The sequence below is a fragment of the Vibrio sp. 10N.286.51.B11 genome (assembly GCF_041469245.1).
GTDB lineage: Bacteria > Pseudomonadota > Gammaproteobacteria > Enterobacterales > Vibrionaceae > Vibrio > Vibrio crassostreae_C.
On the sequence record NZ_JBFRKI010000041.1, the window covers coordinates 103,657 to 124,141 of the forward strand.

23 protein-coding genes are annotated in these 20,485 nt (G+C 42.8%); 9 read left to right on the plus strand and 14 right to left on the minus strand.

Annotated elements, in window-relative coordinates:
* Positions 1-85: 85 nt before the first annotated feature.
* Together AB4154_RS20225 and AB4154_RS20230 are read left to right on the plus strand one after the other, a co-directional pair.
* Positions 86-436: a hypothetical protein gene (locus AB4154_RS20225; RefSeq protein ID WP_017057980.1), complete on the plus strand. Its 351-nt coding sequence runs from the start codon at positions 86-88 to the stop codon at positions 434-436.
* Between the two features lie 285 nt (positions 437-721).
* Complete coding sequence (locus tag AB4154_RS20230; RefSeq protein WP_010431176.1) at positions 722-856, plus strand: hypothetical protein; 135 nt, start codon at positions 722-724, stop codon at positions 854-856.
* Between the two features lie 153 nt (positions 857-1,009).
* Here the strand turns inward: AB4154_RS20230 and AB4154_RS20235 are convergent, their stop codons facing one another.
* The 3 genes from AB4154_RS20235 to AB4154_RS20245 all read right to left on the minus strand — a co-directional run bounded on the left by AB4154_RS20235 (position 1,010) and on the right by AB4154_RS20245 (position 3,740).
* A complete protein-coding gene (locus tag AB4154_RS20235) occupies positions 1,010-1,627 on the minus strand; it encodes a glutaredoxin domain-containing protein (protein ID WP_372123954.1) in 618 nt (205 codons plus the stop codon).
* A gap of 68 nt (positions 1,628-1,695) precedes the next feature.
* Positions 1,696-2,586: a DMT family transporter gene (locus AB4154_RS20240; RefSeq protein ID WP_017062738.1), complete on the minus strand. Its 891-nt coding sequence runs from the start codon at positions 2,584-2,586 to the stop codon at positions 1,696-1,698.
* A gap of 155 nt (positions 2,587-2,741) precedes the next feature.
* Positions 2,742-3,740, minus strand: coding sequence for a porin (locus AB4154_RS20245; RefSeq protein ID WP_372123956.1), 999 nt, complete (start codon positions 3,738-3,740; stop codon positions 2,742-2,744).
* A 376-nt stretch (positions 3,741-4,116) separates the two neighbouring features.
* Between AB4154_RS20245 and AB4154_RS20250 the strand changes: the two genes are divergently transcribed.
* Positions 4,117-5,133: a succinylglutamate desuccinylase/aspartoacylase family protein gene (locus AB4154_RS20250; protein WP_017071615.1), complete on the plus strand. Its 1,017-nt coding sequence runs from the start codon at positions 4,117-4,119 to the stop codon at positions 5,131-5,133.
* 314 nt (positions 5,134-5,447) lie between these two features.
* On the opposite strand, the gene AB4154_RS20255 is transcribed toward AB4154_RS20250, so the two are convergent.
* From AB4154_RS20255 to AB4154_RS20270, 4 genes are all read right to left on the minus strand, one after another.
* On the minus strand, positions 5,448-6,167 hold the full coding sequence (locus AB4154_RS20255) for a DsbA family protein (RefSeq protein ID WP_065583707.1): 720 nt from the start codon (positions 6,165-6,167) through the stop codon (positions 5,448-5,450).
* A gap of 127 nt (positions 6,168-6,294) precedes the next feature.
* On the minus strand, positions 6,295-6,864 hold the full coding sequence (locus tag AB4154_RS20260; RefSeq protein WP_229647366.1) for a protein disulfide oxidoreductase: 570 nt from the start codon (positions 6,862-6,864) through the stop codon (positions 6,295-6,297).
* 3 nt (positions 6,865-6,867) lie between these two features.
* A complete protein-coding gene (locus AB4154_RS20265) occupies positions 6,868-8,931 on the minus strand; it encodes a protein-disulfide reductase DsbD family protein (RefSeq protein ID WP_372123972.1) in 2,064 nt (687 codons plus the stop codon).
* A 911-nt stretch (positions 8,932-9,842) separates the two neighbouring features.
* Positions 9,843-10,091, minus strand: coding sequence for a hypothetical protein (locus tag AB4154_RS20270; RefSeq protein ID WP_017062732.1), 249 nt, complete (start codon positions 10,089-10,091; stop codon positions 9,843-9,845).
* 252 nt (positions 10,092-10,343) lie between these two features.
* Between AB4154_RS20270 and AB4154_RS20275 the strand changes: the two genes are divergently transcribed.
* Both AB4154_RS20275 and AB4154_RS20280 read left to right on the plus strand, forming a co-directional pair.
* Complete coding sequence (locus AB4154_RS20275; RefSeq protein ID WP_136978909.1) at positions 10,344-11,948, plus strand: mechanosensitive ion channel family protein; 1,605 nt, start codon at positions 10,344-10,346, stop codon at positions 11,946-11,948.
* A 204-nt stretch (positions 11,949-12,152) separates the two neighbouring features.
* Positions 12,153-12,986, plus strand: coding sequence for a RecX family transcriptional regulator (locus tag AB4154_RS20280; RefSeq protein WP_372123958.1), 834 nt, complete (start codon positions 12,153-12,155; stop codon positions 12,984-12,986).
* 255 nt (positions 12,987-13,241) lie between these two features.
* Here the strand turns inward: AB4154_RS20280 and AB4154_RS20285 are convergent, their stop codons facing one another.
* Complete coding sequence (locus tag AB4154_RS20285) at positions 13,242-13,898, minus strand: nitroreductase family protein (protein WP_136974670.1); 657 nt, start codon at positions 13,896-13,898, stop codon at positions 13,242-13,244.
* Position 13,899: 1 nt separating this feature from the next.
* The gene (locus tag AB4154_RS20290; RefSeq protein ID WP_136974669.1) at positions 13,900-14,190 is read right to left on the minus strand and encodes a putative quinol monooxygenase; all 291 of its coding nucleotides are present in this window, start codon (positions 14,188-14,190) and stop codon (positions 13,900-13,902) included.
* Positions 14,191-14,567: 377 nt separating this feature from the next.
* On the opposite strand from AB4154_RS20290, the gene AB4154_RS20295 reads away from it, so the two are divergent.
* On the plus strand, positions 14,568-15,485 hold the full coding sequence (locus AB4154_RS20295; RefSeq protein ID WP_372123960.1) for a LysR substrate-binding domain-containing protein: 918 nt from the start codon (positions 14,568-14,570) through the stop codon (positions 15,483-15,485).
* Between the two features lie 14 nt (positions 15,486-15,499).
* Here the strand turns inward: AB4154_RS20295 and AB4154_RS20300 are convergent, their stop codons facing one another.
* Positions 15,500-16,183 (minus strand): sulfite exporter TauE/SafE family protein, encoded by a 684-nt coding sequence (locus tag AB4154_RS20300; RefSeq protein ID WP_372123962.1) that lies wholly within the window; start codon positions 16,181-16,183, stop codon positions 15,500-15,502.
* Between AB4154_RS20300 and AB4154_RS20305 the strand changes: the two genes are divergently transcribed.
* Both AB4154_RS20305 and AB4154_RS20310 read left to right on the plus strand, forming a co-directional pair.
* The gene (locus tag AB4154_RS20305) at positions 16,126-16,515 is read left to right on the plus strand and encodes a hypothetical protein (protein ID WP_170962819.1); all 390 of its coding nucleotides are present in this window, start codon (positions 16,126-16,128) and stop codon (positions 16,513-16,515) included. The two genes, AB4154_RS20300 and AB4154_RS20305, sit on opposite strands and share 58 nt — an antisense overlap.
* A 16-nt stretch (positions 16,516-16,531) precedes the next feature.
* The gene (locus tag AB4154_RS20310; RefSeq protein ID WP_136974665.1) at positions 16,532-17,080 is read left to right on the plus strand and encodes a DUF1349 domain-containing protein; all 549 of its coding nucleotides are present in this window, start codon (positions 16,532-16,534) and stop codon (positions 17,078-17,080) included.
* Positions 17,081-17,200: 120 nt separating this feature from the next.
* On the opposite strand, the gene AB4154_RS20315 is transcribed toward AB4154_RS20310, so the two are convergent.
* The 4 genes from AB4154_RS20315 to AB4154_RS20330 all read right to left on the minus strand — a co-directional run bounded on the left by AB4154_RS20315 (position 17,201) and on the right by AB4154_RS20330 (position 20,038).
* Positions 17,201-17,566, minus strand: coding sequence for an abortive infection family protein (locus AB4154_RS20315; protein ID WP_372123964.1), 366 nt, complete (start codon positions 17,564-17,566; stop codon positions 17,201-17,203).
* A gap of 167 nt (positions 17,567-17,733) precedes the next feature.
* The gene (locus tag AB4154_RS20320) at positions 17,734-18,066 is read right to left on the minus strand and encodes a hypothetical protein (protein WP_372123966.1); all 333 of its coding nucleotides are present in this window, start codon (positions 18,064-18,066) and stop codon (positions 17,734-17,736) included.
* Positions 18,067-18,434: 368 nt separating this feature from the next.
* On the minus strand, positions 18,435-18,992 hold the full coding sequence (locus AB4154_RS20325; protein ID WP_198589518.1) for a DUF1349 domain-containing protein: 558 nt from the start codon (positions 18,990-18,992) through the stop codon (positions 18,435-18,437).
* A gap of 17 nt (positions 18,993-19,009) precedes the next feature.
* A complete protein-coding gene (locus tag AB4154_RS20330; protein ID WP_055023927.1) occupies positions 19,010-20,038 on the minus strand; it encodes a radical SAM protein in 1,029 nt (342 codons plus the stop codon).
* 299 nt (positions 20,039-20,337) lie between these two features.
* Between AB4154_RS20330 and AB4154_RS20335 the strand changes: the two genes are divergently transcribed.
* Positions 20,338-20,485, plus strand: a 148-nt coding sequence (locus tag AB4154_RS20335) for a putative quinol monooxygenase (protein WP_372123973.1), incomplete at its 3' end; no start/stop codon positions are given.

Below are 20,485 nucleotides of genomic sequence, written 5' to 3' on the forward strand. Positions count from 1 at the left end.
TCGTTTAACGCACCATCGTTAATACGTTGTATTTGTGCTGATGGTTTTCTACAATGCTTCGGTCCATTGAATAGGTAAAAACAAAATGCAGCAAAATGAATTTGAAGTACTGGTAAAAGCTATCTGCGCACTAGATGGCCTGCCTCAAGCGCTTGAGCTATTGAAATCCAATGAGGATACAGAAGTCGCTGAGGCTGCTGCATCACTGACTGGTCAATTTGCACTTGCTGAAGTGGAAGGCGAAAAGCGTATTTACCACGTGACGCTTCAAGAAAATGAACAAGGCGAAGAGCAAGAGTACATCGAACATGTTATGAATGAAGGCGATGACTTAATCAAATTTGCAGCTTGGTTCTTTGAAACGATGTTTGAATTGAAGCAAAAAGACACATACCAAATTGCCGGTAAAACTTACAGACAGCCAAAGCGCAGCTAGGTTTCTCAGTAAAGCATTTTAGAAAGCAGCTCTATTGAGCTGCTTTTTTTATCAGTGTCTAAATCAATGTCTTGGGTTGTTATTAGGAATGGAGCATTAAGCTCAAACCAGAATTTAGGTTAACTCATTGATATACAAAAACAATGCTGATTAGCACAGAGACAAAATTAGGCTAATTGCAAATGGATGCTTAATATCGCATTAAAGTGTGATTTAGATCTTGTTTTTGGGCGTTTTAAGTGTAAAATCCGCGCTAAAGAAAGTTGATTATGTGCGGAGATAAGCATGAATTACGAACTAGGCCACGCATACCTTGGTCAAATGGCAGCAAAAAACATGATGCACGAAGCATTGTACGGCACTTCAAAGCCAAAGAAACCATCGTTCTTTAAGCGAATGATGAAGAAAATGGCTAAATAAGCATTTTCAAAAACGGAATTTTAAAAGGCCTTAAACTCGATGAAGTTTAAGGCCTTTTTCGTTTTAGCGATTGGTGAAAGTTATCGCTTTGTTTTGTTGTGGATGGACACAAAAAATACCAATTAAGCTTCTGACTAATGGCTTTTAATGAACTCAGCCAGCAGATTGATTGGATAAGTCGACCACATTATTAGGGATGCTATCTAAGCCATTCTCTTTCATCCACGCTTCTAAGTTATCGGCACCACCGATGTACTTACCATCAAGCCAGATCTGCGGGACGGTGACCGGTGTTTTCTCACCAATGTGTGCTTTTACCTCTGGAATCATACGGTACAAAGCGGCGCTGTCTTTTACGACATCGTGGTATTGGTATTCAACACCCGCTTCATCCAGCATTTTCTTCGCTTTAACACAGAATGGGCAGGTCGCCTTACCATAAACGATGTTGCCTTTTAGGCTGTCTCGTTTGGTCCACTCTTTGATCACCGATTGGATTAACACACCGCGATTCAGCGCTTCACCTTGGCTGACCACTTTGCCTTCAAGAACAAGGATTGGAGCATGCCAAGAGCCTAGTTTTAGCGGCTCCCACCAGTGAGACAACCAATCTTTCACTTCCAGTTCGACATCGACATCGGCCAACTCATTCTCAAAAGTATCCTTCAGAATGTCTTTGGTAAGGGTACATTCTCCACATGGGATGTTAACTTTAAATGGACCCCAGCTGCCTGCCCAACGGTATAGTGTAATCTTGACTGGTTTCTTCATGGTTACGGCCTCGTTTGAATTCTCTTATCCATATAGAACGGACTGTCGAACTATTTATTTCACCAACCTTAAACTTTCTTCACTTTTGAAGGTTTTTTAGTTTCCCAGTGCGTTATAAATGCAACTGACGCAATAATAATAGCAGCCCCTAGCCATAAACGACCCGGTGGAACCCAACTAAATACAATCCAACCTGCTAAAACATTTAGCGGTAATTTGGCGTGGTCAAAAGGTTGCACAAACGAAGCATCAGCGACCGAGTAGGCTTTTACTATCGCCCATTGAGCGAGTGCCGTCATAACACCGATAACAATCAATATAGCCCAGATTGTACCGCCGCTTGGCGTTTGCCAATCTGGCGCAGCAAGCAGGATGTTAAATGGTGTGATTAATAGTAGAAGATAGACCACCATGGTTGAAGGACTGTCTTGCGAAGAGAGTTTTTTCACCATCAGTGAGTAGCATGCCCAGAAGAAAGCGGCACCGACTGGTAATAACGTTGCCCAGTTAAAATCTTCAGCCCACGGCTCTAGAATCACCATCGCACCCACGAAGCCTGCTAAGGTCGCGCCCCAGCGAGCAGCCCCAACTTTCTCTTTTAAGAAAAGCCCTGAACCAATGGTTGCAAACAATGGCGATGTCATGAGAAGGGCAATGCCTTGCCAAATTGGTACTGGGTAAGCCAGTGCCCATATCCAAAGTTGAATACCAATAACAGACAAGAAGACACGGAATACGTGCAATTTGAGGTTGTCGGTTTTTAGTGCGCGACGAATGCCCAGCGTTTTCAGATAAGGAAGAATAGCGAACAACGCGATGGCGTATTGAATGACGGCAACGGTGGTAGAAGTAAGTCCGAAATGAATGCTAGCAATTTGAGTTAGGCTGTTAATAACGGCAAAGGCTAGGCCTGCGGTTAGCATCCAGCTAGCGCCTTGGATCGGATGGTGTTGTGACATGATGCTTCTAATTATTTGATGTGGTACACCTATGATACGGATTTAGCACCACTTAACCAGAAAAAGCATTGATGAAGTTAGTCAGAATATTCGAATATGAAAAAAGGTTGAGCCATTGCCCAACCTTTTTGGTCTTCATCTAAAGTAGCTTTAGATTAGAAGTCGTAGCGTACACCTAGGCGAAGAGAGTCTTCACTTTGTGTTTCTAAACCTGCAACTTTTACGTCGTCTAGATTGTTTAATTGGTAAGCAACGTATGTACGGATAGATTTGTTGAACTTGTAAGTACCAGTCAGCTCAAAGAAGTCAGCTGTGTCTTCAGTTAAGTTCTGTGTCGCGTCTTTTTCTTGTTTTTGGTACAAACCTGCCAGTTCAAATTGGTCTGTTAGCTTGTATTTAGCAGCAACTTCCACACCAGAGAACTCAGTTTTTGCTTTGTCGTCTAGGTCACCCATTGTGTAGGTTGCACCTAGGTATAAAGCATCCATTTTGTAGTTAATACCAGCAATCAATGCTGTAGCTGAACCATTACCAGTACCGTTGTCGTTACCTGAGTAACCAAGACCGAAACCTAAGCCCATCGGTAGTGTGTAAATGCCAGAGATACCGTAACCGTCAGTATCTTTGTCTTCACCAGCAATCAAACTTGCTTTAAGAGAAAGTGCGTCTGCGTCGTAAGCGTATACAAACGTGTTATTGATTTGCTCGTCACCTGCATTGATGAATGCTTTTTGGTCACCAGAGTAGATAGTAACATCCGACATTTCTGAGATTTGAGCTGCAGCTGTATCTTGACGACCTACTGATACTGCGCCGAAGTTACCTTCAAAACCTGCATACATGTAACGTTGCTTAAAGTTGTCAGTTTCATCATTGTCAGCTGAAGAATTTACGCCTTGTTCTGCTTCGTAGAAACCAAAACCAGATAGGTCGCTAGTGATTTCTGTAGTACCGCCAACATTTAAACGTACACGGCTTTTATTTTTCATTGTTCCGTCGATTTCTTTACCGCCTGAACCAATGAAATCACCACGGAATTCCGCACGACCGCCAATTTTAAGTTCTGTACCGTCAGAGCTGTAAACTGTTGCTGCTAGAGATGAACCTGAAACTAGTGCCGCTACCACTGCAGAAGCTAGAACTGCCTTTTTCATAATCACTTACCTTGTATTTTAAAATCCGTGAGCAATGTGCTCTCCGTTTCGATATGAAGCTAATTTAGAGCAGATAAATTAAGCTTTCATTTCCATAAAATTACATTTTCGTGAATGGGGAACTTTTTTAAGTGTTGATTTTATTGCATTTTTATTTCATGCGACTGAGTGTTCTATGAATAGTTATACAAGTTGCGTGTATTTCAAAGGTCACATTGGCAAGTTTTACCTTGCAATCACGTATGTCGATGGTGGTGAATTTTGGCTGCGCTGAGAGCTTGTTAATCTGATTAACTGCTTGTACTGGTAAGGATATCCTCTATGATGCAAAAACTTAGAAGAGAATAGATTCTGCTCAACAATATGGAGACGTTGGATGAAAACAGAGTACTTAGGCGATGTTTTACAAGGTAGGCAGGTTATTGGCTCCTTGAATGTTGAAGACCTACCCGTTGGAGAGCACCAGTTTTGGTTTCAAGTCACCAGTGATGGGCTAGGGCAACCTAAGAACATGCCGGTTTCTGTTTTCAAAGGCAGTCAAGAAGGTCCTAGTTTGATGATCACCGCCGGTATTCACGGTGATGAGCTAAACGGAGTGTTGGCTGCACAGCAAATTATCAGGGACTTAGTCGGTAAAACGCTCAAAGGCACGGTAACGATTGTACCTACTGTGAATCTGTCTGGCTTGCTGAACCATAGCCGTGATTTCATCTCTTCGGATCCGGGTTCTTGCCCTGCTAATCTTAATCGACTCTTTCCGGGTGACGCGAATGGCTTGGCTGCGGAGCGCTTTGTTGCGTCTTTGTGGGAGCGTTTGCTTAAGCATAATGCCACCTTCGCCGTTGACCTCCACACTCAAACTCGTGGCGCAGTTTATCCACTTTATGTGTTTGCTGATTACCGCATAGAACAATGTTTGGAGATGGCGAGGCTGATGCAGCCCGATTGTGTTCTGAATGACCCTGGTGACCCAGGTATTTTGGAAACGGTTTGGAATCGAAGTGGAATTCCGAGCATCACGGTGGAAGTTGGGATGGGGAAATTTACTCAGCCTGACATGATTCAACGAGCGGTAGACGGTGTTTTTAACATGCTATCTTATTATGAAATGTTCGAGGTTGAAATAAATCATCCCGAGAAAATGCAGCTGCCGAGCATGGATTGGATAGAGGGTAATGATGTGGTTTCTATCCGCGCTGATATTGGTGGCTTTGTATTGCCGCAGGTTGAGCTTCTGCAGAGCGTAGAGCAAGATGATTTATTGGCCATTCAATATGACGCTTTTGGTAATGAGTGTCGCCGTTATCACGCGCCGTCTGCCGGACGTGTCCTTAGCTATAACGTGGATGCGCTAAGGGAGCCGGGTGCGCTTGTTTGTCGCTTGCTGAGTTAAGGCTCAGTCGGTTGGACGTTTCCGTGTTAATGCACTGTGTTGTTATCTAAAACACGTAAAAAAAGACCGAGCTAGGCTCGGTCAAAGGACAGTTGTCTAGAGTAAGCACGTCTTGGACTCATCGAGAGAACTGCTTTTAGAGTAGCGAGGCTAGATTAAGAATCCATTGCAAGATAGTGACACTTCGACTGCTTTTCTATTTCAAAAATAATATTGAAAACATTATCTTAAACTCATCAAAAACCCGACTGCGGGTTGCGCGAGTCGGCTTTTATTCACTTCTCTTTCGAGTCTTTATCTCTATCTACGCACGATTAAAAAGCGTCATCCACGATATCTTTAAGTCGGTCGTAAGGCACATACCCTGGTAAAACATTTCCGTTCATCATCATGGTTGGAGTGCCCGTTAAGCCGAGTGCACTGAACGTTTGATGGTTAGTGGTTAGAACCTGGTTTTGTTCTTGAGTTGTTTTTAGTTCCGCCTCTGTTCCCGTCTTCTTGGCAACGGCTTCTAGTGAGCTTTTCGAGTGAATACCGCTTTTCGCCATCAGCAATCTATCAACTTCAGGGAATGCTTCTGGGTTATCTTTCCATACTTTCATCGCGTATAGCGCCGCGTTGGTGTCTAGCCCCGAAACCTGTTGCTGCTTAAACGATAAGTACACGTTGATCACTTTAATGTCGCTGTTTTCAGAGGCTAATTGAACCAAGCCTTTTTCCAAGCGCTTACAGTAAGGGCAGTTATAGTCGGTAAAGTTAATGATGACCGATTTGCCATCCGGATTGCCCGTGATTGGGTGGGCGTCATTGTTGTATAACCAATCATGGCTTTCCGCTTGGGCTTTTTTCGTTTGCTCTTGACCTGCTACGTACTGCTCTAAACTGGTATGCAATCCAGAGATCGTCGATGGATTTTCCTTCAGGAATTGATTAATTTCTTCAAGTTGTTGAGTTTGTTCTTTGTTTAATTCTGCGAAGGCATTAGTACTCATTAATGAGCCTATAATCAGTGCGCTTATCAGATGCTTTTTCATATTGTCTTTTCTCAAATTCGTGATAATCGTGAGCGCTTATTAGGTTGCGCTTACATTAATATTGTTTGTTAAACTGGCTGAGTCGGTTTATTTACTTAGCTTTGCTCTGTTTTTCTTTGTGAGCGATTTAGGCAAAGTAGGTTCTTAACCACAGGCCGATAGGGGATGTAACGCCGGTTGCGATACTGCTAATCTTTCCATCTTTGATGATGACAATACTTGGCGTGACATTGACTCCCCAACTTCTGCTGATCGATCCAGAGAGATCATTGATCACAGGGAAGTCATACTCTTTCGCCTCTAAGTAGCGCTGGACACGTTCGTCTGGACCAGACGATAGAGCGACCGAAACCACCTGATGGGAATCACTGAAGCTATTAACCGTCGGGCTTACAAATTTGCAGGCACCACACCAAGTCGCCCAAAAATAGACAATGACTGGCTTACCATTTTTGCTTAGCTCGATAACATCAATATCTTCGCCTTGGAGCGATTGACCCACAATTGGAATCGCATCGCCCTGAGGCATGCTTCTGCTGTGATAAAAGTCCATGGCAAATGAAACCACGCCAACGATCAATATCATTGAAACCAGTTCCTTTCCCCACTTCTTAAGACGACTTGGCTTTTTGGCCTCACCCTTTACAGCGTCGTCTTCAATCGTGCTAGATTTATCTTCATTGTTGGGAGTCTTCATCAGTTATCTCGCAGCGTCGATGGCTTGAACGACAGTGTCACTGTTGAGAATGACAGGCAGTGGAATACCGCTTTTATAGCTCGGGCCGTAGACGATATTAAATGGCACACCAAATCGCCCATTACTTTGTAAGTATTGAGTGACACTTTCACTTGGTGTTGTCCAATCACCTTTCATCAAAACAATGTCTTCTTGCTGTAGGTGACTGTAGACAGGGTCTTGAAGGATGACGCCGATCTTGTTGGCTTTACAAGTGATACACCAATCAGCAGTCACATCAACAAACACCGTTTTGCCTTCATCAACGAGCTGAGGGATTTGCTTCGCATCCAGCTTTTGCCAAGCGAGATCGTCAACAATCGGAGTCGCCCAGTTATCAGCGGTGACACTACCGACGATCAATGCAGCACCAAACACCAAGGTTGTGGTTGCGACGATAGGAATAAGCACCTTGCGACCCAACTTACGGCCAATCCAAATCAATACTGAAATCACGATAAATAGCGACAGCAGGATAGTTGGGAATTTACCAATGAATGGGCTAAGGAGGCTTGTTAGCCATAGGCTGGTAATGAACATCATTAAGCCAAATACCAGCTTAACTTTGAACATCCACGCCCCAGGCTTTGGAAGCAATTTGGTTAGGCTTGGGAATAGCGCAAAGATCAACCAAGGCGCACTCATACCGATACCAAGCGTGATGAAGATAGCCCATAACTCTTGGTAGCTTGCTCCAAGTGCATACGCGACAGCGGTTCCTAGGAATGGCGCGCTACACGGCGTTGCTAACAGCGTTGCAAACATGCCTTGAACAAAGTGGCCTGAATGTGAGTCATCGCCTTTGGTTGCCATCCAGGTGTTTAAACCTGATGGTAGTCTGAATTCGAATAACCCAAGCAGGTTAATCGAAAACAGCAAAGTGATGATCAGCATGAACCCGATGAACCAAACATTTTGGAACTGGATTCCCCAGCCAATTGCATTACCACCCATTTTTAGAGCGGTCATACCTAGGGCTAACAGCGCAAATGATGTAATGACACCTGAAGCAGAAGCTAAGAATGAGAGTCGAATATGACGATTAGATGCACCTTGGTTTTGACTGATGCTGTTTAATTTCATTCCTAAGACTGGCAACACACATGGCATGATGTTGAGGATCAAACCACCAATTAAAGCGAAGCCTATCATCGCCAAAAAGCCGTTGTTGCTTGTTTGGTAAGCGATCGGTTCTGAGCCAACTTTGGCCGTCATCTCTTCGGCGAAATTAGTGTCTGAAACGGTGACACTCACGTTACGGTCCGTTAAGTCGACTTCACCTATCCAGTTGCTCACATCAAATACGGCCGTCATTGTATTGTCTGTGATGTGGACGCTTGGTTGAGAGAAGAAGTCATCAATCACTTCTTGCCCGTCAATCAACACCATCGGCTTATCCCAGCCATTTTTACTTGTCAGCTGAGTAACCAGTTGCTGCTTGCTCTTGTCCCAAAATAGACCATTGACTGAAGTGCGATTAGCTTCTCGTGGAGATTGGCTCATGCCTTGGTTGAACAAGAACATCGCTTCTTCATCGAGCGCTAAAGTTTGTGGGTCAATCGGCAGTTCGATATCGTAATCGGTTAACACACAGATATTGGTACACGACGGAAAGGTAAACGATGCCCTGAATATCGCAGGCTTCGTGTTGTCTTTCAGGGATAAAGTGACAGGAAAGCTGACATGTTTTTTGTAGCCTAACGTCATGACGTCAAGCTGCTCGTAGTATTTAGGTATCGGCCAGTGCCACTCTACTGACTCAATGTTTGTTGAACCAGACCAGTCCCAGCTTGGCGGAATGCCACCTTCGCCTGGGCTGCGCCAATAGGTTTTCCAGTCGCCGTCGAGCACGACATCGAGCACGGTTTGGATCTTAGAGCCGTCATCCGACTGTTCACCCGTCGACATCATTCGCATTTTAACAGGCGGATGCTCAGGCACACTAAGCCAGCCCGTTGTCTGTGCCAAGGCGGTAAATGACGTCATAACCAAAAGGGCAGTGACTAAGGTTTTCGCGCATGTACGCATAGAGAATGCCAATGAATCGACAAACTTAGTTAGTAGTGTGTTGTACACAAATGTATCTCCAAAAAATAAATAAAAGGGTGTAGTAGCCCGGTTATTTACTCTCTAAATATACAGTGCTTTAGATGCAATCGGTGTTTTGTCGGTCGAGTAGAGCGATGATTGTCTCTAGATAATCTCGAGATGTGAGGAGGTAAGTTAAACGCAACAGCAATAATAAGTACGAATGGGATCAGCCAGCCGGTTTTTGGGGCGGCAAAGGTCAGCATTTTTGAACTTAGGCTGCATGAACTTGAATTGGGGGACGTTAACATTTTTGAGGCTTCTAAGCCGAAAACACTGGCGTATAGAGTGGCCATTTTTTCTGAAGAAGCGATGTCGGTTTGAGGGTTACTGGTTTCTGTATGAGTTTGTGCGCCAACTAGGACTGATTGACCATTAGCGGATGCAGATAACGATACTTTCTTTACGGCCAGAGTGCTCGCCAGACAAGTTACGATAACCAGTCCGGTAAGGAAGAGCGCCCAAAGCGAATGCTTTTGTCGGCGGTTCTTTGTGGATAAGAAAAGTAGTGATGTGTTCAGCAAATTAGTCAGTAATCAAATTTGTTATTAGTTAAAGCCAGCTCATTGAATTGTGGCTAGCTTAGATAAGTTCTCTTCGCGCCACAAGTCATAAAATGGTTAAAGTGAAACTATGTATAAACGCGGAAAACGGCAGGTACACGATAAAAGACGCATAAACACCAATTCACGCGAATACGACCTTGAGTTCTAGCTAAAGTTCACAACAACTGAAAGTTATCGCTAATTATTCTGTATCGAGTGGTCTAACCAAGATGAGGCGATACAAAAAAGCCCAACAGACCGTCAGTGAATGTGTTGGGCTTTAATCATTGGTGCTATTGGAAAGGCTTAGTGAGTGCGGCGAGGGCCGTTACGTACCAAGTCTTTACCGTTATCAAACACTTCTTTGGTGATCCAGCGAGCAAGCAGAACTTTGTGACTGCTGTTGAATACAGCAACGAAGTGACGACCATCTGAATTATTGGTTGCCATGCCTACACCTTCAACCCCTTCAAGGCCTAAACCACCAGCTTCCACTGAAATTAGGAATTGCTCTAGTTCTTCTAGAGACTCAATAATATCAAGTTCGTTGTTCATTTTTATGATCTCTTGCTGTGAGCCAACATCCTATTTAAGGCGCTTTAGTGCATGTGCCAGAATGAAGATATTGGTCGTTGTTCTTTGTTGGATGCGTACTCTACAGGTCATAAGAGGGGATTGGAACTCTCAAATATTAGAAGAAGGCTGATAATTTGCGAATTTTTAGCATAACATACGTTTAAATGCTTGTTATCCATATTCTTTTTACTACTATTTATAGGGTCAATTTAGACAGTAATAGGAATTAATATGATGAAGGTTTGGCGTTGTCTATTGTTAATGTTGGCGTTTGTCGCATTTGGAAGTTATGCGCAGAGCGTTGAGAAAATCGCAGAAGTACAAGATCAGTTAATGCTCGATCTAGCAACATTAGAAACGGCGCATGATGCTGAGAAGCCCTTTCTTGAAGATATCTTAAGGCGTAAGAATCAGGGCCTACGCGAAGAGATTTTTTCACAGCTATCGTCAGATAAAAAAGAGGGGCTGGATGTCACTCTTGCTCAGCAGGTCGAACTGCTACAAAAATTGCTGTCGTTGAATGAAACTAAAATCGTTTCAATGAGTAAAGAAAACCGTTCCGCTGAGGGTGACGCTAAAAAACGCCTTGAATTGCGTATTCAAAAACGAATCGGAATGATGGATGTCTATTATCAGCAGCTTGCTAAGACCTTAAATTGGTCGAAAGAGCGTGGTGTTGATGTTGCTGTTCCTAAAGGTGAACTTAAAACGGCGTTAATTGCTCGTTCTAAATACCTGACTAATGCCATTCTTTACACAGACACACAGCGACAAGATCTAGAAGCGCGTTTGTCTTTTGTGAATGAAGAAGAGAAAGCGACGATTAAAAAGGAGCTTGAGCGTTTCAGCGAGCGTACTAGCGTTATGGTCGCGAGCTTAGAAGAAACCATCACGCTAATGGAACCGTTTGGCGTGGATGTGACTTCGTACAAACGTGTTTTGCTAGCGACGACAGGTGACATTAACGCCGATGTGTTGGATGTTGATGTTGCACTGGAGCTGTTGGATGGTTGGCTTCGTTCGTTCAGTTCATGGGCTTTTGAAAATACCCCTTCTTTTATCGTTAAACTTGCTCTGTTTCTCGGTATTTTGTATGTAACTCGCCTTATTGCTAACGTGGCTCGCAAAACCGTTCGTAAGAGTGTTTCGCACTCTAAAATGGACTTCAGTGTATTGATGCAGGACTTCTTTGTATCCATCGCATCTAAAGCGGTCGTGTTTATTGGTTTGCTTATCGCACTGTCTCAAATAGGGATAGAGCTAGCACCTCTTCTTACTGGTTTCGGTGTAGCCGGTGTCATCATTGGTTTCGCATTGCAAGACACACTATCTAACTTTGCATCGGGTTTGATGATCTTGATCTACCGTCCTTATGACGTCGGTGACATGGTTAAAGTGGCAGGCGTGCAAGGCACGGTAAAAGACATGAGCTTAGTATCGACGACTGTTCAAACCATTGATAACCAACGCTTGGTGATCCCAAACAACAAGATTTGGGGTGACGTGATCAACAACATCACGGCAGAACGTGTAAGACGTGTTGATATGGTTTTCGGTATTGGTTATTCAGATGATATCGATAAAGCGAAAGCGGTATTGAACGACATCATTCTTGCACACCCTCTAGTGTTGAAAAAACCAGAGCATATGATCAAGCTTCATACCTTGAATACGTCTTCTGTTGATTTCGTAGTACGACCTTGGGTTAAGACTGATGACTATTGGGATGTGTACTGGGATGTAACGGAAACCGTGAAGAAACGCTTCGATGAAGAAGGCATCACGATTCCATTCCCTCAACGAGATGTACATATTTACAATCACGAAGAGAACTAAACGAAAGATCTAGTATGAAAAGCTATTACGAAAAAGCTAAGCATGGCTTAGAGCCATCATTCTTAATGTGATATCAAATGGACGCTGAACAAGCGTCCATTTTTATTGGCTGCCGCTTATGTTGAGCTTCATTCTTTTATGTCACTCAACCACCTTAGAATTACGTTATGATGGGGTAGGCTTAATCTGGAAAGTTGAAATCGAATGGACGATTCACAGCAAAAAACGAATACTAGAAATACAACGGTAAGAAAAGCGACGCGAATTGAAAGTGTTATGAACTCTGCGATGTGGCATTTAACTCAGAGAGACATGACGGAAAGCAAGTTAGTGGCGAAGCTCAAAGTGAAAACCGACAATCAAGAATGGATCGATGAAACGTTGAATACTTTGAAAGGCTTCGGGTATCTCAAGTCTGACCAAGTGTTTGCAGAACAATTCGTGGAACAAGCTTTCTCTGGTGAATTCGGTTCTCGATACATTGTCGAAAAACTGAAGAAGAAGGGGCTGACCGATTCAGTGATTTCTGATGCAATCCATAAAGTGTCGTTCGAAAAGTCTATTGATGAACAAACCATCTTGATAGACCGAATCAACCACTACTATTCAAGCTTTACCATGAGCCGTGAAAAGCTGGTTGCGACACTGCAAAAGCGTGGCTTTAGCTATCAACAAGTTAAGGTAGCGATTGACCAGCACCCACAAGCGCATCAACTGAAAAGTAACATTCAAATTAAGGCCGAGAAAGCCGACTTGGAAAAAGAGGTGCTCAAGTACGCTCGTAAAGGCAAGGGACTGACTGCCATTCAGCAAGAACTTAGACAACGACAAATTGACACAAGTGAACTGTCATCGCTCATCGACCGATTGATTAATGAAGAGCAGCTAGATTTCTATTCTTCGTGTATAGAACAGTTGCAGAAGAAGCCTTATGACCTAAACGATCATAAAGAACGCTCTAAGGCTTACGCGATGCTAAGTCGAAAGGGGTTCTCTTCTGACGAGATCAAATTTGCATTGAGTGAAGATAACGAATAACTAAGCCGGAAAAATTTCCTATTGTAGTATGTTGGTTTGTCCTAAGTAACTATTGGACATAAGTGAGCTATATAGATTGGTAAATTAGCGTTTAACGGATTATTTAGGGTATTGCAAAGTCGCTAATGTAATGGCTCAATTCACCTACCCACAACAATAAACTTAGACCACATACTTCTTCAAATAACGCTCGATAAACGACATCAAGCGTTAAAATTGACAAGTGTCAGTCCATTTCAGGATAGGTCATTAGGTTCACAAAACCGTCAAAACAGTATCAAGGTCTAAGCGCGACTTTGGTAAATTTGCATTGTAATCTTCATCTTTATGATGATAGCCCATCGCCAAAGCAACGTCGCATTGATAGCCACCAAGTTCCTCTTCAAACTCTTCACCAATTAGATCTGAATCAACACCTTCCATCGTTGTGGAATCGATATTTAATCGTGCCAAAGTATGTAGAGTATTACCTAATGCAAGGTAGGTTTGGGCTTTTGTCCATGCAGTTGTATCACCTGATTCACTCGTGTTTAACTCGGCAAATGCAAACCCACCAAATGCTTGTTCACGATTTGCAGGATCTAATCTACCGTCTTTAATGCTTTTATCGACAACTTTTTCATAGTCTGCACGCGTATAGCGAGTATTGTGAGCAAATAAAATAATATGTGATGCTGCATTAATGTGTGGCTGATTAAACTGGTGTTTGTTCTTGAAAGTTTTGTTCATTCGTTCTTTGGCTTCATTGCTTTCAATTATTATGAACTTCCATGGTTGAGAGTTAATTGAAGACGCTGATAGACGAATAGCCTGATAAATCACACTTAAGTCTTCTTGTGGAATACGCTTAGTCGCATCGTATCGTTTAGCAGTATAACGTTGCTCCAGATCTTTAATTATTTGGTGCGTCATATCATGCGACCTGTGTCATTTCGTTCAAGGTAAAGCTTGCTACCGCTTCTTCTGTTGCAGCCATGTATTCAGCTAAATGTGTATTACCCATATGTGCTTGCCACAGTTCGCGAGATTGCCAGTTCTCGTAGAACATAAAATGTGCTGGGTTTTCGTTATCTTGATGAAGGTCGTAGTTAATGCAGCCTTCTTCAGCACGCGTGATATCAATCAACTTTAATAGCTCTGCTTTAACCAGTTCAACTTTATCTTCGTTCGCAACAATATTTGCAACAATAGTCAATTTAGTCATCTTTATTTCCTTTATCTCTCTACTTGTTAACAACAATAATAACCCTAAAAAAACAATACCTTATTGATGTGGGTTGCTGTAAGCACTGGCAATACCAATCAGTGTAGACAAAGAATTGTCATTGATTATCTAATTATTTTTTAAACATTATCTAAAATAACTTGATAATCATAAACGTTATGCGCTTGGTCTTGTGTTTATTCGGGGTCGTTCGAATGAGATTATGGTAGGCGAGTTATTAAAAATTAAAAACAGGCTTTAATTTGAATTATTATCAAAAATAAATTGAATATGTATTGTTCTGTTGTTAAGACTGCTTTATAAATAGCAGCAACGTAGCATTTACTGCTGCCCCTTTTTCGAATGAAGGTCTCATCATGCTCTTAGAAGATTTACAGGTTATTTTGAAAGTTGCGGAGTTTCGCAGCATCACCGCAGCGGCAACCAATTTAGATATGCGTACCGCCACAGCCAGTGCAGCGGTAAAGCGCGTTGAGGCATCACTGGGCGCGGAGCTTTTTGTCCGTACAACCCGTCACTTGCGATTGTCCTCTGCTGGTGAGCGTTATTTACCTCAGTGTGAAGAAGCGCTAAAGATGCTTGAGCGGGCCAAAATGAATATGCATGAAGACTTGGGCATTATTGATGGTGAAATTCGTATCGCGCTATCGTCTGATTTGGGACGTAACCTTATTACTCCTTGGTTAGATGAGTTTTTATTGCAGTACCCGAATGTCTCACTGCGTTCAAGTATTAGCGATAGCAATATTGATTTCTACCGTGATTCTGTCGACATGGCTCTGCGCTATGGCTCACCAACCGATGCCAATATGTATGGCTTTAAAATCTGTGATGTACCGAGAGTGCTGTGTGCAAGCCCTAGCTATTTAGCGGAAAATCAAGCACCCACTCAGCCGAACGATCTACTTGAGCACAATGCGTTGTTTTATCAATTGCATGATGTGTTGCAAAATGAGTGGTTATTCAGTCATGAGGATACGACTCATAAGGTAAAACTGAAAGGCAATAGAGCTTCGAATGATGGCGATCTGGTGAGGCGTTGGTGTGTTGCTGGTAAAGGGGTGGCAATCAAATCGTGCCTTGATATGTCTGATGACCTTTTAGCAGGTCGAGTGGTGAGTATTATGAAAGAGTACAAACCAACGCCGACTGAACTCTGGTTGGTTTGCCCGAGCCGTCAGTCCATCACACCAACGGTTCGGCTGTTAAGAGATTTCTTTAGAGAGAAAACTAACGTGATACTTGAGCAATTAGCAGAAAAAGGAGTGCTATAGATACTGCCGATGACTTATAGCGTGGTGACTCCAGAGTACAACATTTTTATAGCCGTAATGAATAATACGCTATAGCTGATTTTGTAAATCAGCTCTTGAGTGATGATGTTAACCAACCAAACACCGGTTCTCACCCCCAGAAATGCAATAGGTACAAGTACGAGTGAGGTCATCAAGTTTTGTGTATCAAGCTGTCCCATATAACTGTATGGGACTATCTTAACAAAATTAAGCCCAGCGAAAAACACAACGCTGGTGCCGATAAGTTGCTCTTTAGGCAGTTTCTTGGGTAGCAAATACATGCTTGCTGGCGGCCCCCCAGCATGAGCTATCGTACTCGAAAAACCTGATAATAGGTTTAATGCATAGCCTTTGATTCGGTTAGGTGAACCTGATTGCTTCAACAATAACTTTTGCCCCAGAAAAGTCAGCGCCAATCCACCAATCATTAGTTCAACAATGTGTGTCGGAAGACTGCCCATGAAGTAAGAAGCGGCCATAACCCCTAATACCGCAAAAGGCATCATGACTTTGAGTTCGGCATAATTGCAATTTTTACGATGATAAAACAGCGCCATTAGATCCATTCCACATAAAAGTGGCAATAAAATAGCAGCAGCTTGGACAGGCGAAACACTCATTGCCATTAGTGGCACCGAGAGCATACCCAAAATTCCTCCAACACCGCCTTTTCCCATCCCATAAAAGAACACAGCAGGTATCGCAGCTAGACGGCATAACGGGTAATTATGGCAACTTCCATGGCATCAATGTATTGACGGAACTTAATGGACAATTACCACAAGATAAAGAGACATTTTTGCGTACCATTGATCATTTCATGATGATGAAAGAAAACGAGCAAAATAACTTTATTTTAGGCCGTCGCACCCACCACTATGCAACACTGAATGACATGAACAATACGCTTATGTATGACACGGTGCAGCAACAGCTAAAGCGCATAGAGCAGCAAAAACTTGGTGACCTTGAAGATATTTTTTATAGCCTTCGCCAACGCATGATTTAGACCCAAGGAGTCCGAGATGAAGAATTTAAACGACTGGTACATACAAAATGAGAACCCAAGCCATTGGTCATTTGAAAATGGGCAGTTGTCGATGCAAGTGCAAGAGGGCAATATTTTTGGCGCGGGTTCAAGTGACGTGGATAACATATTCATCCACCCCGTATCTCAGCCCAATTATAGCGCAGAAGTCACCATCACCTTAGAGCCAACCTTGCCATTTGAACAAGCTGGCTTAGGCATTTACTGGGACAACAACAACTACATCAAAATTAGCAAAGAAATGTTCATGGGCGAGCTTTCGATTGTGTTTGTTATAGAGCAAAATGGTCGGCCTGAGATCAAACAGCGCTGCTCATTTGAAGGCGCGACAGCCTCAGTTAGATTAGAAAACAATGAGGGTACTATCACAGCCTACTTGGGAGGCAATCAAAAGCAGTCTTGGCATGTCATTGGATCTGCGAAGACATTAAATGGACTAGCAAAAGGAGTGATGCTTTATACCTTCAGTGGAAGTTCAAACACACCGAATTTTGCTAAATTTAGTGAATTTCAACTAATGAGCTGAGTCAACCTGGTGTATAACAATTGGCTTTTGGTAATAGTTTTATTCTTGAAAAAGTCATGTTAACCGATAGCGCTTAGCGGGGTCGAAACACACATTGGGGCAAGAGTGTGTTTGCCATGATCATTCCCAGCAAGTATCTGTCATAGTCGTTTGTTGTCTCGCTGACTCACGTTTTTCGTCCCAAGTCTCAAGCACGAACATTGCTATTGTATGGGCTGAATGAACTGCTAATCGAGCATGACGAGGCTTTAATTTATACATAATACGTCCCTCACCGTGCGCGGAGCTAGCATGTGTACGGAAAGCACCAATACCATCAACAATCGATAGGATTCCCGATAGTACCTTTTTGAGATCGTCGTCCTGAACTAACTTAGGGTCAAAACCTAAGTCGCCACGCACAACCTTCCAAACATTTTGTAAGTCTTGCTTCTGGGGTTTGTCTAATTGTTCGTCCGCAATGTATACCTTAAATATTGATTCCAAAATGTTACATGCTGCTGATACTGATTCTCTAGGTTCAGAGTTTACGTTTGCTAGTGCCCTTGTAAATTCGGCTTCAATCGAGGGAATGTCTCTACCTTTAATTAAATCTGATAACGAGCGACTCGGAGCAGAACTACCATCAGATACAAGACCGCCAGCGATGTAAGTCAGATTGCACTGTGAAAGAATTGATTCGAGCTTTCCTTTGAATTCTTTTTGTGATTGGTAACGTTAGTTCCCCACAATAAAACATCTTCCTCTTCTTGCTCTGGCAACTCCATGAACGTCTCAATTAGCTTACCAAGAACCTTTAGCGGGTCATCTGACTCTTTATTAATGAGCCTTAGCCACGCTTGCACTTTGACAGGTTTTGAACCTTCAGGTGGTTCTCCTGGTGCATCAGCATACAGAAAAAGATTATCTAGACTTGCATGGGTTTCAAGCGCAGCTAAATTGTTTGATAAAACCGCTATTACTGGTGCGGGAATGCTTCTTTTCATATAGCCTCTTAAATCCTTATTATTACCAGCAAACGGCGCGTGAAGTGCTGGGCAGCGCCAACTACCGTGGTTAAGTTATTGTACCGTTAGTACTTAAATGGTAAGGCACCCAGATTAACAGACATTACACAGACAAGAAAAAGTAGGTCAAACCACCACACTGTGATTTGTGAAGTTGAACGTTACTGGCAAGCAATGGGGCATTTCTGAGTTACATCGTCCCGCCAGCAAGGTTCTGGACAATTCCGTTTTAGCGAAATTGCTAATTCAGCAACACATGGATCATTAAAAGTATGGCAACGTCACTTAACTAACCCACTCAATCTTTATTAATGGAGCAGGCCAGTTCATCTTATGCGGGATGCACATTAGTTCAAATCAGTTAGCTCAAACTCACTAAATTCAGCAAAGTTGGGCACAGTGATTCTGCCGCTAAAGGTGTAAAGCATAACGCCTTGCTCGTGCCCTGATAGTGCGGCAGTGCTTATAATTGACTGCCATGTGTCGTTATCTTGCGTTCGATAATAAGCGCGAACTTTAGTGTCGCTTCTTTCAAGCTTTACCGATACTGTCGACTCACCGAATAATAAGCGATGTTTAATATCAGGCTGACCATTTTGTTCTACAACAAACACCAGCGATCGCGCACCCATAAACATCTCTTTACTGATTTTTATATAGTTATCATTGTCCCAGTAAATCCCTAGTCCAGCCTGCTCGAAACTGAGGTTCGGATCTAGATTAATCGTCACCTCCGCGCTGTATTCTGGCTTGTCTACCGGATAAATAAAGATGTTTTTTACATCATTAGCGCCAGCACCAAAGATATTGCCCTCTTGAACTTGCATTGTAAGCACTTCATTTTTAAACGACCAGTGCTCTGGGTTTTCATTTTGAATCGTCCAATTATCTAGATTGTTTATCATTGCGCTGTTCCTTACTATTAGATCATACGTTGGCGGAGTTGATAGAAAATATCGTCAAGATTGCCAAGATTTTGCAGCTTAATTCGGTCTAGTTCTTTTTGTACGCTGTCATACATAAGCTGATTTCGCATATCACTCAGTGTGGCGTAATAGTGCATGCGGCGACCTAAAACAAAGTTATTCTGGTCGTTTTCACTCATCATCATAAAGTGCTCAATGGTGCGCAAAAATGTCTCTTTATCTTGTGGTAATTGTCCATTAAGTTCCGTCAATACATTGATGCCATGGAAGTTGCCATAATTACCCGTTATGCCGTCTAGCTTGCTGATAAGCTGATATTGTTCTTCAAGCATCTCTCGCTCTGTTAGTGGTGTAAATTGGCCGTTTTGTACTAACTCATCCAATTCAGTTCCCGATTTAACCGCCAGCGAGAGTATGCGAATTTCGTCTGGGTTGATTTGATTCAGTAGCTCGGCCGTTGCTGCGATATGTTGCTCTGACAGTTCTTTTCCACCTAAGCCAAGGATAATGAAGGTCATCATTTTCATACCCGCTTGCTTGGCATATTCGGCTGACTTCAAGATTGATTTCGGGGTGATCCCCTTTTTCATCAGTTTTAGAACCTCGATAGATCCCGACTCCATACCGCAGTAAAGCATGTTTAGCCCAGCATCGCAGATTGCTTTCATCTCCGCTGGCGATTTTTTAGTCATGGTCTGCGCCCGGCCATAAGAGCTGATCTGTTTAAGCTCCGGAAAAGCCTCTTTCAGTGTATTGAGCACGTCAAGTAAGTCTTGGGTTTCCATGGCGAATGAGTCGCCATCTTGCAAAAAACAGCTATCAAAGGTTCTGTTTTTATAAAACGCCCTCGCCGCCCAGATATCACGCTTAATATCTTCAACCGGACGAATAGAGAACTCCATGCCTTCAAAAAGGGTGCAGAACTTACATTTATTCCACGGGCACCCTTGTGTGGTTCTGATAAGCAAACTGTCTGCTTCTGATGGTGGGCGTATTGGGCCCTGTTGAAAATGTATCTGTGACATGGCTATTTATCCAATGAATTGAAATTGATTTGGCCATCCTACGGCAAATTTTACACGGTAAAAACGCGGTATTATTTGAATTATTATCAAAAACAAATAGATAAACACCGTGCACATCACCACACAACGCGATCTAATTCCCTCTTTATGGTCAGACTTAAAAATCAATTCTCAAACTAAATTTGATAATAAATCAATTTCTAAACTGTTTTTACTTTGCAATAATCACCGTAATATACACCCAAACCAACAACGCAGCACACCATCAGCTGCTTCAACTCCATACAAAGGAACACACTATGACTAAGCTAACTATCGTTGCAAACATCGTGGCCAATGAAGACAAAATCGAACTGGTAAAAGCAGAGCTGTTGAAATTAATCGACGTCACTCGCGCTGAAGACGGTTGCATCAACTATGACCTCCACCAAGACAACGACAACCCAG

What these genes read in the sequence shown, in the direction of transcription:
- AB4154_RS20225 (WP_017057980.1), top strand. Translation starts at nt 86, where the DNA reads ATGCAGCAAAATGAATTTGAAGTACTGGTAAAAGCTATCTGCGCACTA.
- AB4154_RS20230 (WP_010431176.1), top strand. Translation starts at nt 722, where the DNA reads ATGAATTACGAACTAGGCCACGCATACCTTGGTCAAATGGCAGCAAAA.
- AB4154_RS20235 (WP_372123954.1), bottom strand. Translation starts at nt 1,627, where the DNA reads ATGAAGAAACCAGTCAAGATTACACTATACCGTTGGGCAGGCAGCTGG.
- AB4154_RS20240 (WP_017062738.1), bottom strand. Translation starts at nt 2,586, where the DNA reads ATGTCACAACACCATCCGATCCAAGGCGCTAGCTGGATGCTAACCGCA.
- AB4154_RS20245 (WP_372123956.1), bottom strand. Translation starts at nt 3,740, where the DNA reads ATGAAAAAGGCAGTTCTAGCTTCTGCAGTGGTAGCGGCACTAGTTTCA.
- AB4154_RS20250 (WP_017071615.1), top strand. Translation starts at nt 4,117, where the DNA reads ATGAAAACAGAGTACTTAGGCGATGTTTTACAAGGTAGGCAGGTTATT.
- AB4154_RS20255 (WP_065583707.1), bottom strand. Translation starts at nt 6,167, where the DNA reads ATGAAAAAGCATCTGATAAGCGCACTGATTATAGGCTCATTAATGAGT.
- AB4154_RS20260 (WP_229647366.1), bottom strand. Translation starts at nt 6,864, where the DNA reads ATGAAGACTCCCAACAATGAAGATAAATCTAGCACGATTGAAGACGAC.
- AB4154_RS20265 (WP_372123972.1), bottom strand. Translation starts at nt 8,931, where the DNA reads ATGCGTACATGCGCGAAAACCTTAGTCACTGCCCTTTTGGTTATGACG.
- AB4154_RS20270 (WP_017062732.1), bottom strand. Translation starts at nt 10,091, where the DNA reads ATGAACAACGAACTTGATATTATTGAGTCTCTAGAAGAACTAGAGCAA.
- AB4154_RS20275 (WP_136978909.1), top strand. Translation starts at nt 10,344, where the DNA reads ATGATGAAGGTTTGGCGTTGTCTATTGTTAATGTTGGCGTTTGTCGCA.
- AB4154_RS20280 (WP_372123958.1), top strand. Translation starts at nt 12,153, where the DNA reads ATGGACGATTCACAGCAAAAAACGAATACTAGAAATACAACGGTAAGA.
- AB4154_RS20285 (WP_136974670.1), bottom strand. Translation starts at nt 13,898, where the DNA reads ATGACGCACCAAATAATTAAAGATCTGGAGCAACGTTATACTGCTAAA.
- AB4154_RS20290 (WP_136974669.1), bottom strand. Translation starts at nt 14,190, where the DNA reads ATGACTAAATTGACTATTGTTGCAAATATTGTTGCGAACGAAGATAAA.
- AB4154_RS20295 (WP_372123960.1), top strand. Translation starts at nt 14,568, where the DNA reads ATGCTCTTAGAAGATTTACAGGTTATTTTGAAAGTTGCGGAGTTTCGC.
- AB4154_RS20300 (WP_372123962.1), bottom strand. Translation starts at nt 16,183, where the DNA reads ATGGGAAAAGGCGGTGTTGGAGGAATTTTGGGTATGCTCTCGGTGCCA.
- AB4154_RS20310 (WP_136974665.1), top strand. Translation starts at nt 16,532, where the DNA reads ATGAAGAATTTAAACGACTGGTACATACAAAATGAGAACCCAAGCCAT.
- AB4154_RS20320 (WP_372123966.1), bottom strand. Translation starts at nt 18,066, where the DNA reads ATGAAAAGAAGCATTCCCGCACCAGTAATAGCGGTTTTATCAAACAAT.
- AB4154_RS20325 (WP_198589518.1), bottom strand. Translation starts at nt 18,992, where the DNA reads ATGATAAACAATCTAGATAATTGGACGATTCAAAATGAAAACCCAGAG.
- AB4154_RS20330 (WP_055023927.1), bottom strand. Translation starts at nt 20,038, where the DNA reads ATGTCACAGATACATTTTCAACAGGGCCCAATACGCCCACCATCAGAA.